At 47.6% G+C, this 11,674-nt stretch carries 11 protein-coding genes and 3 pseudogenes; 5 read left to right on the top strand and 9 right to left on the bottom strand.

Annotation, left to right across the window (positions count from 1 at the left end):
• Window positions 1–757 (bottom strand): annotated as a pseudogene (locus tag FKP33_RS25970) (DEAD/DEAH box helicase); the annotation flags it as partial.
• The gene (locus FKP33_RS25975) at window positions 754–2,358 is read right to left on the bottom strand and encodes an SWIM zinc finger family protein (RefSeq protein WP_127610244.1); all 1,605 of its coding nucleotides are present in this window, start codon (window positions 2,356–2,358) and stop codon (window positions 754–756) included. The pseudogene FKP33_RS25970 and the gene FKP33_RS25975, both read right to left, overlap by 4 nt.
• Before the next feature lie 192 nt (window positions 2,359–2,550).
• On the opposite strand from FKP33_RS25975, the gene FKP33_RS25980 reads away from it, so the two are divergent.
• Both FKP33_RS25980 and FKP33_RS25985 read left to right on the top strand, forming a co-directional pair.
• Window positions 2,551–2,844: a hypothetical protein gene (locus FKP33_RS25980; RefSeq protein ID WP_054798637.1), complete on the top strand. Its 294-nt coding sequence runs from the start codon at window positions 2,551–2,553 to the stop codon at window positions 2,842–2,844.
• 11 nt (window positions 2,845–2,855) lie between these two features.
• Complete coding sequence (locus FKP33_RS25985; RefSeq protein ID WP_306439401.1) at window positions 2,856–3,179, top strand: 4a-hydroxytetrahydrobiopterin dehydratase; 324 nt, start codon at window positions 2,856–2,858, stop codon at window positions 3,177–3,179.
• Window positions 3,180–3,418: 239 nt separating this feature from the next.
• On the opposite strand, the gene FKP33_RS25990 is transcribed toward FKP33_RS25985, so the two are convergent.
• Window positions 3,419–3,979, bottom strand: coding sequence for a nucleotidyltransferase family protein (locus FKP33_RS25990; RefSeq protein ID WP_141336741.1), 561 nt, complete (start codon window positions 3,977–3,979; stop codon window positions 3,419–3,421).
• Window positions 3,980–3,997: 18 nt separating this feature from the next.
• Window positions 3,998–4,480 carry a GNAT family N-acetyltransferase gene (locus tag FKP33_RS25995; protein ID WP_141336748.1) on the bottom strand — a complete coding sequence of 161 codons (483 nt, stop codon included), beginning with the start codon at window positions 4,478–4,480 and terminating at the stop codon, window positions 3,998–4,000.
• 169 nt (window positions 4,481–4,649) lie between these two features.
• Between FKP33_RS25995 and FKP33_RS26000 the strand changes: the two genes are divergently transcribed.
• Window positions 4,650–5,486 (top strand): sulfurtransferase, encoded by an 837-nt coding sequence (locus FKP33_RS26000; protein WP_141336742.1) that lies wholly within the window; start codon window positions 4,650–4,652, stop codon window positions 5,484–5,486.
• Between the two features lie 363 nt (window positions 5,487–5,849).
• Here the strand turns inward: FKP33_RS26000 and FKP33_RS28890 are convergent.
• The 5 genes and pseudogenes from FKP33_RS28890 to FKP33_RS26025 form a co-directional block, all read right to left on the bottom strand.
• Window positions 5,850–6,032: pseudogene (locus FKP33_RS28890) on the bottom strand (IS3 family transposase); the annotation flags it as partial.
• 2 nt (window positions 6,033–6,034) lie between these two features.
• Window positions 6,035–6,265: pseudogene (locus FKP33_RS28895) on the bottom strand (DDE-type integrase/transposase/recombinase); the annotation flags it as partial.
• Between the two features lie 420 nt (window positions 6,266–6,685).
• On the bottom strand, window positions 6,686–7,057 hold the full coding sequence (locus FKP33_RS26015; RefSeq protein ID WP_141336743.1) for a transposase: 372 nt from the start codon (window positions 7,055–7,057) through the stop codon (window positions 6,686–6,688).
• Between the two features lie 282 nt (window positions 7,058–7,339).
• Window positions 7,340–8,410 (bottom strand): HigA family addiction module antitoxin, encoded by a 1,071-nt coding sequence (locus FKP33_RS26020; protein ID WP_141336744.1) that lies wholly within the window; start codon window positions 8,408–8,410, stop codon window positions 7,340–7,342.
• Complete coding sequence (locus tag FKP33_RS26025; protein ID WP_141336745.1) at window positions 8,400–8,732, bottom strand: hypothetical protein; 333 nt, start codon at window positions 8,730–8,732, stop codon at window positions 8,400–8,402. The genes FKP33_RS26020 and FKP33_RS26025 overlap by 11 nt, the downstream gene beginning before the upstream one ends.
• Before the next feature lie 100 nt (window positions 8,733–8,832).
• Here FKP33_RS26025 and FKP33_RS26030 point away from each other — a divergent pair, with 100 nt between their 5' ends.
• Both FKP33_RS26030 and FKP33_RS26035 read left to right on the top strand, forming a co-directional pair.
• Window positions 8,833–9,882 (top strand): 3'-5' exonuclease, encoded by a 1,050-nt coding sequence (locus FKP33_RS26030; protein ID WP_141336746.1) that lies wholly within the window; start codon window positions 8,833–8,835, stop codon window positions 9,880–9,882.
• 20 nt (window positions 9,883–9,902) lie between these two features.
• On the top strand, window positions 9,903–11,639 hold the full coding sequence (locus tag FKP33_RS26035; RefSeq protein WP_141336747.1) for a hypothetical protein: 1,737 nt from the start codon (window positions 9,903–9,905) through the stop codon (window positions 11,637–11,639).
• Window positions 11,640–11,674: the final 35 nt, after the last annotated feature.

The following is an 11,674-nucleotide window of genomic DNA, read 5'->3' on the forward strand; positions in this document are numbered from 1 at the left end:
CTGCGGCTGCGCTTGCGGCCGTCCAGGTATGGATCGCGCTCGGCTCGAGCTCGATCACGTTCTCCTTGGCGCCGCGATCCTGCAGCACGACGCGCAGCGGCCAGTCGCCGCCCGCCTTGGCCGGCTCCTCAAGCTTCAGGCACGTGCGGAACGGCGTGCCGTCCGACTGCCAGCCGATGGACACGAGCCAGTCTTCTTCGTCCATCCAGACGTCGACGGACTCTTGACCCCGCCGGAACAGCGGGAACGAACGTTCGAGGCGGTTGAGATGCTCGCGCATGACGCCGTCGGCTTCGATCCAGAGCGGAATGAGCCGTTCCATCCAATGCTGGGCGAGCGGAGAGGCCGCCCAAGCGGCGGCGTGTTCCGGCAGCTCGAGCTTCCAGCCGAGCTCGCCGCTCTTCCATTTGGCGAAATCCGGCATAAAGCGTCCGGCGCGGAGCGCGTCCTTGACATAAGGAGCGAGCTTGGACAGCTCCGACAGCTCGGGGGTAAACGTTAGCCGCTGGTGCTGCACCACAGCCGGCGCGGCCAAATAGTCGAGCGCCTCTAAGGCGGGCAGCAGCAGGCCTTCCATTTGGGCCGACTCCGTCACCTCGATGAAGGTACCGTAGAATGATGGCTCATGCCAGGCGAAGAGCCAATCCCGCAAGTCGTAAGCATCGTAGATGCCGCCGTTGTAACGCGTGCCCCAGATGAAGAAATCGTCCTGCTGCGCCCAGCGTATATGTACGCGGATCTCGGTCGTGTCGGTCATGGGATCCATTTTCCTTTCCGCAGCTCTTCCTGCAGCGCCCGCAGCCGCGAGTATTTCACGGCCAGGCGATAAATATATTCCTCCCAGACCGCGGGTCGCTCCAGTTTTTTATAGAGGGCGTTCAATTTTTTCAGCAGCCTCATGGCGTTCTGGTAGGCCGTTCGATTTTTCTCTGCGATACAACGCTCGACCGCCTGATGATAAAGCGGCAGCACAAGCGCCGGATCGTGATTCTCCACCGTTTGCAGGTCGGGCGAGTACAAGTTGAGCGGCGACACCCGGTTGGCCAGCTGCAGGTCGATCCATGCCCGATAGCGCCCGGCTTTCATCAGATAGGTCGTGTAGAACGTGTAGGTTCGCGGCAGAAGCGCCACCATCACGTGCACCCACTCGGCGTCGTTCGTCTGCCGCTGCACGGCCTCGATCCAGTAGTGGCAAAACTGCCGCAAGTCCTCCTGCTGCGCCTTCTGCATGACAGGCAGGAGCCAGCGCAGCCAAGCGAGCATCCGCTCCCAGGCTTCCTCTTGATAACAAGCGTGCAGGTACATGAAGAAGTCGCGCGGCTCCCGGCGGACGAGCCGATCCATCCGTTCGCGCGCGGCCCCGTCTCCTTCCTCCATGAGGGTAAAATGAGCCTCCGCCAGCACCAGCGCATCTTTGCGGCGTGCCGGCAGATCGGAGGCGGTGAGCAGCTTCTGCAGCCGTGCCCGTTCCTCCCGCAGCCACTCGCGCTCATCGGCCATCCGCCACCAGAGGCCGCGATAGACCGTCGACCACGACAACGGCGAATCTTTGCCGGTCAGCGCGGCCTCGGCGATCATCGCAAGCGTCTCTTTCCAGTAGGCCGGATATTTCTTGGCGATCCCGGCGATGTCCATCTCCGGAATAAGCTGCTGCATGTCCTCGTGGCATTGGCGCGCTACGGCTTTACAGCCGGTCTCGATATAGTAGGAGAGATAGGATGTCTTGGTATCCATATAAAATTGCTCGATCTTCCGCATGATGAACACAATCAGATGAAGCGCGTACAGCTCCCGAAGCGGACGTTCCCAGGACTTCCCGTATGGCCTGAGCGATTCTTTCGCCGCGCTGTGAAACAACTCGATCGATTGCTGCTGGTTCAGCGAAAATCCGTAAAACTGCTGGTCGAAAAACCGCTGCCAGTACCCCGGCGGTTGGTCCGGAGTCGGCGGATCGAGCCGATCCTGCCGCTTCTCGGCGGCCCGGGCGTTCGTTTGCTGTTTGGATTGCTGCTGCCTCGTGCGAACGTGAATCGCCTGCTTCAATTGCTGCAGCAGCAGCTCCGGGCGGCCGTGAGGCGCGAACAGCGCAAAGACGACCGCGGCTATATGCTTGCAATGATCGCCATCCGAGCAGCTGCACTCGCTTTTGTCGATCGCCTCGAGGTTTAAAATCACTTCATGCGCCTTCGTCTCGCGCACCAGCGCATGAATTTCGATACCGTGTTTAAGTTCCGCATCCTCGACGCGGCGCTTGTGGAAATCTTCCCAGCCGCCGTCGAGCCGCTCGACGGTAAAATGATCGCGCAGATACCGGGCCAACGCGTTTATTCGATTTTTCGGAATCTGCAGCTTGAGCATCTGTTGCCCTCCGCTCGTTTTGTCTATCCTTATAGTGTACCAGATTTTGCATGCAAATGCGCGGGGGCCGCCTTTTCTCTGGAAGGGCGCATTCGGTTCTCGACCGTTGCGGCGATATCCGCTTTACAGGTACAATAAGTACAAGGAGTCCGCGGAATCGTCTGCGGTTCGGCAAGGAAAGGATGAAGCGGCATGGGAGTTAAGTTCGGCAGAGAATACAAGGATATCATCACGGATTTTACGGATGCGCTGCAGTCGGCCTCCGGCTGTCACGATTTTCTCGAGATGTCGGCGGAGGATTGGGGAGAACTGGAGGCGGAGGAACGCGAGGCTTGCATGAAAACGCTTGCCGACGATTTGTTCTACGGTCTTGGCACGGAGGGTTCCATGCATGTCGGCAATTGTGTCGTCACTCACGATGCGAAGCGGCATATCATTCGCGTCGCTACCGGCGATTCGTTTACGCGTATTATTCATTTGGTGTGAGGGGGCGAAGGATGATGAAGCCGAAGCTTGCGGATGAGGCCTTTGTGAAAGCGCGGCTTGGCGAACTGCCCGGCTGGGGGCTGGAGGAGACGAAGTGGATCGTGAAGCGGTACCGGTTCCGGGCTTTCCTGGACGGGATCGCGTTCGTGCAGGAGGTGGCGCGGATCGCCGAGGAGGCGAATCATCATCCGCTGATTGCCATCGATTATAAAGTCGTCACGCTCAAGCTGACGACGTGGAGCGCCGGCGGTTTGACCGAGCTCGACCTGGAGTCGGCCGGTCGCTTCGATGCGGCGTATGCGGCCGTACGCGGCGAGGCGCAAGAGGGAGAGTAGGGCGGCTGTTGCCTGCTCTTTTTTTATATACTGCCCTTTCCATGAACGATGGATAATGGGCATAGGAACGCCGAATTTGCTCGGGCCGGAGCGGGGGCTCCGGGACTTTCGGGCCGAAGAGTGGGACAGCCGGGCAAGGGAGTGGAGACGGTGGAGCGGGAGCGCGCCGAGTCTGAGCTGATCCCTGTCTGTGCCGCCAAACACGTCCTCCGCCGCAAGCGGCGTTTGCAGAGCCCCCCTCATCCCCGGTCTAGAACGCGAGCGATCCGCTCGCGTACGGGCATCGGCAGCTCCCGGCTTAACGCCTGGCGCAGTCGATGAGGGCGGAGACGGCCCTCTTGAAGCCAATGCTGCTCGATGCGATCGGCCTTGGGGCTTTTGCCCGGAATCAGCAAGTAGACGACGAACCATTCCTCCAGAGGCGTAAGCGGAATGGGGGAGGAGACCTCGGGGTGGCTGATGCTGCGGTCATCCTCGTTCCTGCGCCAATCGAGGCGGTACGTGCCGCTCTCATGCCGGATGCCGAACAGCCCCATCACGTCGACTTCGGCGCCGCAGATCGTGTAGTGGTAAAAGTACGTCGTGCAGAACGGCTCCTTCGGCGCGAACGCCGCGAAGCTGCCCTGCTGCCGAAGCAGTTCATGCGCCCGCTCGGCATCGTTCGCGGCTACGAGCAGGTCAATGTCGTTCGGCCGCTCGTCCAAGCCGCAGACGGCCAGTAAGGAGGAGCCGCCGAGACCCCATTCGATGCGGTGTTCGTTCAGAACACCGGCGATCCGGTTTAACGCTTCCGTGTGCAAGATCAGCCCTCCCTTTCGTCAGCGTTCGTGCCAAACCATGCAGTAAAAGGCAGCCGGGCCATTCGGCGTCATACGCTCATACGTGTCTGTAATTTCAAAACCGGCGCTTCGATAAGCGCGAATCGCCCGCTCGTTCCACGTGAGCACCTCCAGATCGATCTCGTGCTCCGGTTGAAGACGTCGCGCTTCTTCGGCGATCGCCCTGACGAATGCTGCCCCGTTGCCGCCGCCGCATCGGTCCGGATGCAAGCCCAGACCTAGACGCGTAACCCCGACGATGGGGAACAATTGAGCGAACCCGCACAGCTCTCCTTCCCGGTCCAGCACAGCGCGGTATTGTTCGTCGCGCAGCCGGGGGTCGGCGAACTCTTCCTGCAGCGAAACCATCAGCTCCCACGGCCGCCATTCGTAGATGTCGTAAGGGGCGGGATACCGCCAGGTGCAGATTTCGCGGCAATGTTCCGGCAGCAGGGGGGCGATCCGGTATAGGGGTTCAGACATGGCAAACAGCCGGCCTCCTTCGTACGAAACGGCGGTCTGCCGGTTTCCGCTATCGGCTTGTTCGGCCGCAAGATCGGCGCTTCGCAGCCCGTTCCGCTTTCGCCGGAGATCCGTTCCGTTGTATACTGATATCATACAGGAAATCATCCCTATAAAGGAAGTGATTGGCATGCAGCATGTGGTGAGCCAGGAGTGGTTGTTCGAACACGGTACAGACGATCAAGTGGTTATTGTGGATTGCCGATTCATATTGGGGAATCCGGAGGCCGGACGCAAAGCCTATGCGGCCGATCATATTCCCGCGGCCTTTTATTTGGATTTGGAGCAGGATTTATCGGGGCCGAAAGACGTACACGGCGGGCGGCATCCGCTGCCGGACCCGGATCAATTGGCAGTCAAGCTCGGCCAAATCGGGATCGACCGGGACACCCTCGTTATCGCTTACGACGATCAAGGAGGGGCGATGGCATCGCGGTTATGGTGGCTGCTCACCTACTTGGGGCATGACCGGGTGAGCCTGCTGGATGGCGGTTATACGCGGTGGAAGGAAGCGGGCTATCCGGTTACGGATGAGCCGCCGGTAGAGCATCCGACAGTATTCAAGCCGCAGCTTCGCCCGGAGCTGGTGCTGTCGATGGAGCAGGTGAAGGAGCGGATCGGACGTCCCGGCACCGTGCTGATCGATTCCCGCGAAAGCAGGCGGTATGAAGGAATCGAGGAAACGATCGATCCGGTGGCCGGCCATATTCCGGGCGCGAAGCAGCGCTTCTGGAAAGACAGCCTGGACTCCGCCGGACTGTGGAAGTCGGAGGCTGAGCAGGCGGAACGTTTCAGTGACCTGCGCGAAGCGCAGGAAGTGGTTGTGTACTGCGGCTCCGGCGTAACGGCGTGCCCGAACATCATTGCGCTGCAGCAGGCGGGCATCAAGAATGTGAAGCTGTACGCGGGCAGCTGGAGCGATTGGTGCTCGTACCCGGACAATCCGGTTGCGACGGGGAGAGAGTAGGAACGGAGAGGCCGCGCTGGATGCGGATTTGGGGGCTGTGACAGGTGGTGAACGAGTGACCTGTTGCGGCCCTTTTTGGAGCTTTCCGTTCAACAGCTTGCAAACAAGAACCCGACGAAAACAGTTGTAGCAGCCTCGGAGCCAGCCACTGCGGGGCAATCGGGTCAGGTGGCTGTTGAATGAGTGGAAAGGTCAAAAGCATGATTCAGCCACAATCCCGGTAGGATGGTGCAAGGTGATAGCAGCGGGAGTCAGTCGCAGGCGTGCTGCTGTTAACATACGAATCGCTCCTCTCAAAATGGGTGCAAAAAAGCCGCCAAAGCTGAACTGGTCAAGTCTTTGTAGACAGAGATATTAAAGCCGCTAAGCGCACTCCTTCCTGTAGGGAATGGGTGCGTTGTTTTTTAATCTAGATTGAGGCCTTTCGTTATTGTGAAAGAGCGCATGAACATACACAGCCTCCCGTAGTTCCTCAGGACTCCTAGGGCGGTAGTCCACGTACAGCTCATTCTTAAACCAACCAAAGAAGCTTTCGACGGGGGCATTATCTAAAGGAGTCCTTTACGAGACATACTCTGTGTAATTCCATGTTGCTCGAGCAAGCGCCCGTAGGCTATAGAAGTGTATTGATTTCCTTGGTCGGAATGAATGATTGCGTCAGGGGCCAAATCGCTCTTTTTGGTGGAAAGCAGTCTTTGGAGTGGACGTATGACAAGCTCAAGATCGTTCCTGTCGCTGACTTCAAGTTCCAAAATCTCATTGTTGTAGAGATCAAGGAAGACAGAACGGTACCGCGACTATACAAGTATGTAACATCGGTAACGATCTTTTCCATGGGGCGTGTAGCAGTAAAGTTCCGATTCAGGACATTACCGACGGAATGATGCTCCGTTCCTACTCTGTAGTTTTGCTTTTTTCGAAGCCTTGCCTGAATTCCTAGCCGCTGCATGGCCTTGAGTACACGTTATTTACTTGTCCACCAGCCATCCTTGCGAAGTCGATCCGTGACACGCCTGTAGCCAAAGCTTGGTCGGATGGAGTGAACCGCCTCGATTCTTTTCATAAGCGACTGCTCCTCCACCTGCCAACGATTTGGTTTTCCCCTTCGAGCAAGCCACTTGTAATAACCCGACTTGGAGACACACGCCATGTTACAAAGCATGTTTATGCTCAATTCGGAGGACAGTTCCCGGATGGATTCATACGCAATTCTTGTGATGACCTGAACGGGAACTAGACATCCCCCTTAGATAATTTTGGAGCTTTTTTAATTGTGCGATCTCCAATTTTAGTTTCGCGTTCTCGTACTGTAATCGTTCCATCTCGGAAGTGAAGGTCGTTTTAGGTCTGCCAATAGCAGGCGTTCCCTTAGGTCTGCCCTTCGCTTTAGGCTGTAAGCCGCTCGCACCATGCTCGATATAGATTGTCCTCCAACTACGGATAAGCCATGGTTCTAATTGGTGCTGGACAGCCAGTATTTCTATGGATATGCCTTCTTTAAGATGCTGTTCCACAAGCCTTACTTTAAACTCCTGCGAATGTTTACGATGGATGGATCCTTTTTTGGACATGAAAAAACAACCCCCTATGTAGACTTTTTCAGCTTTTTAATGCCATATCTACATAGAGGGTAGCAATTCAAGCTAGGCGGCGGTAATTCTGTGCATTTATAATAATTATAAATTTGGGTAATCCAAGCGGACAAGGTAATCTACGTATTGTTTGAAGAAAGGTACTAAGCTAACGGGCAGCTTAGTTTCAAGATTATGTGCGGCGAACCTTATTATAAATAATGGATAAAATTACATTTTTTATAAATACGGCCTATCCTCAAATTGAAGATAGGCCGTACCCTAAGTTATTTTCCTTCTGAAGTCCTGATATGATGGGTCACCAAATGAAATAAGTTTATCTTTCATTAGTCTCCCAACCAATATCCCAGTGTGAATTCCTTGATCCTCACAGAACTTTCTAATTGCTATTTTATCTTTGTATTTTCCTGAGGCAAGAAATTCATTGTAAGAGTGTTGAGGAATTAATGTATTTAGAGAGAAATTATCTGCTTCAATTTCTAAATCATTGATTTCATCCTCTTCCATATCGATGAATACAGTGGTCTTTTTGTTTTGAAGAACGTGACCAATCTCATGAAAAAAGGTAAACCAAAAAATATCTTCATAAGCTCCCCTTAAACTAAGCATTACAAGAGCCCTATTATCTGGAAGCCACTTAGTTGCACCGTTAACATGGGTTTTTGAAATATGAGGTAACACAACAACTTTAACCCCAAAGGAAGCACAGATGTTCCGTAATTCTACAAATGATGCTTTTAGCGGGCGGTTTGTCAGTCTCCTGAGGAGGGGAAGACTTTCAGTTAGCTTTTTATTACTATAGAGATTAGCGTCAATGTCCTTTGCATCATTTTCAGCTTTATTTATCCAAGCAGCCAAAGAGTATTCCTCTGATGAATATTTTGAAGCTTTTCTAAAAGCAACTGTTTGAACAAACGGTAAGCAATCAAGAGAAGCGACTTTAAAAAAAGTTCTTAGGTTTTTTATTCTCTCGATAGTGTTAGTAGTAACAGGAACCCATCCTAGCTTTGAAATTTCGGTATATGGTATATGTTCAAGGAGCGAGACTTCTTCTTCGATTTCCGGAATAGCCTTTATGCGAGCAACTGATTCTTGGTATATTTGTTCGAGATTTAACCAGAACTGAGTAGGGATTCCCAATACCGTTTCTAATTTGATAGCTAAGTCGGGAGTTATGGATGCAGTACCTTTAATAATGCTGTTAACATGTTTTGGGGTACAGCCAAGTCGTAGGGCTAATTCTTTTTGAGTCATTTCCTGCTCGTCGAGTGCTTCTTGTAAGGTTTCGCCGGGGGGAATTGCAATTCCAGGCATAAAATCATTAGTTTCCATGGTAGTCCTTCACCTCCAAAATAGTGACTACCTTCACAGCATATAAGTTTAGCTTAGAGAAGTCAGTGTCCGTATCGTACATGGGCTCAAGTATTAATCTATAGTTAGGACTTATATTTACGGCAATACATTTATCGTAATCACCAGTGAGCAGATGTGGTTTACCAAGTCCTTTTTCCAAAAAAGCCCCGACTGATTCAAATGATTTAAGGTGAATAAGCCTTTTTGTGATTGCTCTTGCTAGCTCACCGTATTCTTTTCTTAGCAGCTTTTCACTTTGGTAGAACTCCCGTTCTTTTTCATTTCGAAATAAAACTTCCACACAGATATTCTCCCCAAATATAAATTAATTAACCATTTTGGTTAATTATATGGTATCATTTTATTAGTAATTTTTCCACATCGTTTTTGTCGGAGGATTTATGAGTTTTAATTTTATTGATGATATTGTAGATAGAAGATGGCTTGTTAGAGAAGATGAACTGGATGATGAGCAATATAAAATCAGAATGCTTAAATTAGGGAATTACTTAATTGAAGGGTGTGCTGGTAGCGGGAAAACAGTACTAGCTCTTCAAAAAGCTAAAGAAATTATGGATTCTGGTGCAGGGTCATATTTAATTGTACTGTATACAGTAACATTGCGATCTTTTATTAAAGATGGGATAACAAGTTTGGGTCTTGACCCTGACCGAGTTTGTAATTATAACCAGCTAGAGAAGCTTGGCTATGATAACGCTGACTATATTATTGTTGATGAAGTGCAAGATTTTACAGAAGATCAATTAACTAAACTGGTGGGAATGTCCAATAATAACTTTATATTTTTTGGTGATGATGCTCAACAACTTTATGAGCATAAAGGAGCTTTGAAATTAGATAAAGTAATGAGAATATCCAATATTGGACCTAACAACCATAAGAAACTTGAGAAAAACTACAGATTGCCAAAATCGATTGCGAGTTTCGCACAATACATTAAAAGTGACAATAATGATATAGTTTCTAGATGTGTAAAAGAAAGGGGTCCCCTGCCACTAATTATAAAATGTAATAGTTTATATAAGGAGATTGCTTATATTAGCAATATCATTAGACAAGAAGGTTGGTCTGATGTAGGTGTACTCTTACAAAATAATGAAAAGGTTAAGCTTGTATCGCAGTATTTCGAACAATTAGGTATGTCTGTTGAAGCAAAATATAAGGATACTAATTTGAAAAAGCCCATCAATAAACTCGATTTTTATACGAGTAAACCTAAAATTATGACATATCATAGTTCAAAAGGGCTTCAGTTTGAACATGTGTTCCTTCCATCCTGTGAGTTAGATGGACATGTCTATAATTTAAAAGATGCTTTGTACGTAGCTGTTACAAGGGCTAGTGAAGACCTTTTTATATCCTTTTCAGAAAATTTATCACCATTTCTGAGGGCTATACCTAGTACATATTATGACTATAAAGAAGTATGAGAAAGGAGGTAACTTAGTCTATGAGATTATATTATCCTACAACATCTCTTAATTTTAATGACTTGCTCGCATCAGAAAGTATATCTCCAAAGAGATTCTATAAGGATAGAAAATTTGGAACTACAAGACATTTTGAGACTGAACTTTCACTTGATGAGAACTTCTTGACTTTATTCAATATCCCACCTTACTTTAAACTAGTAGATGTACAAGACTCTGAATATGAAGAATATCCAATGATAGTAGAACTATCTTTAGGAAATGAAATTAACTTAAAACAGATATCAGAGCATGTTTTTGTTACTTCAAGTACACTATTCTTTGATTTAAATAATGTAAAGTTTCGATTTTTTTCAGAAGAACATCTTAAGAAAATTCTTATTAAGTCTAGGGTAGTGGAAGAAGTTAAATTAATAATCAAATATCGTGATAAATTTAATTTAATCAGTAAAGAATCACTAAAAAATGTGACACTTAATGGATTGCAAATCCCTGTTATTACTAGGAACGAGCCTCTAAATAAGTACGACGAGGATTTACATATATATAATAGAATGAAAGGTTTTTTATATGCTTATTTAATTAAATCTTTCAAAAAACACGATAGTAGTGAAATACTAGAAAATATAGCAAAAGCGCTAGAGCAAGCAAAAAAATTACCAGAACCATTCAACTATTTTGTGGAAGATTGTTTAAAAAATGCAGAAACAAATACGAAGAGGGCATTGGAGAATATATCAAAAAAAGAGTTGTTCGTGGAGTTAATCAAAGAAATATCAAAAAGTAAGGAGATCAAGATTAACGAATTTCTATTTACTAACGATAAAGAGCTTAAGATTTACGAATTTATAATCAATTCCATTTTAAGTAAAAAGGTCTTTAATTCTCGAGAACTTTTAAAAGATGAAGTAGAAGTATTTTTAAAGAACATCGAAGCTTTTATAAATGAACAGATTGGCGTAGACTTAGATTATTCTTCCGATATATCGAAAATTATACAAAGAATTACAAATAGAGATTTTAATATTGAAATTAATCAAATAACTTCGGTCGTATTAAAAAATTTACTGTTATTTATCTTAAAGAATAAAAAAATTGATGAGTTAGAGAAAATGGTCGAGCAGAATCAAATAGAAAAAAGTTTCTTAGCATATGGCATTTTAGGTGCATTTGTTGGTTTTTCTAGTTTAAGCAAGACTATTACTAATGATTTATATTATAACTATGACTTATTAGTACATTTAGATAATAAATCTAAAGAAGTTAGAGAAATGTTATGGAATACAAACATTAAAGAAGATAGTAATCAAAATAACTTAGAAAATGAACATAATCAATTGTATTCAGGAGATTTATTCTCTTTGTTAAATAAGGATGACGATATGGGTTTACGAAAACAAATTTATAATCATATTCAAAGAATAAGACAATCCAAAATATTACATAGTTATTTAAAGAGTAGTGTTGTTAAACTCGAGAATCAAACGATTGTAACTTTCAAAGAAGGAAGAGACGAAGTTAAAATTTTTTTCGAGGGACCGCAGGAAAAGAAAGCTATAGTAATATTGAGTAAGAATGTTAGTGATCAAGAGCTAAGGGATTTCAAAGAACATTTGATACAATTGGGATTTAATAAATCTGTTGCACAAGGAAATTACCCAGTTTTTAAATATATATTTGAAAACAAAGATTCCGATCAAATAGTATGGCAAGCAAATGAACTATTTTTAATTGAAAGTTTTAATTTATTACTATAAACTATACTGCAATATAGACATAATGTTGTGCGTAA

This window comes from Paenibacillus sp. tmac-D7 (genome assembly GCF_006519665.1).
Taxonomy (GTDB): domain Bacteria; phylum Bacillota; class Bacilli; order Paenibacillales; family NBRC-103111; genus Paenibacillus_G; species Paenibacillus_G validus.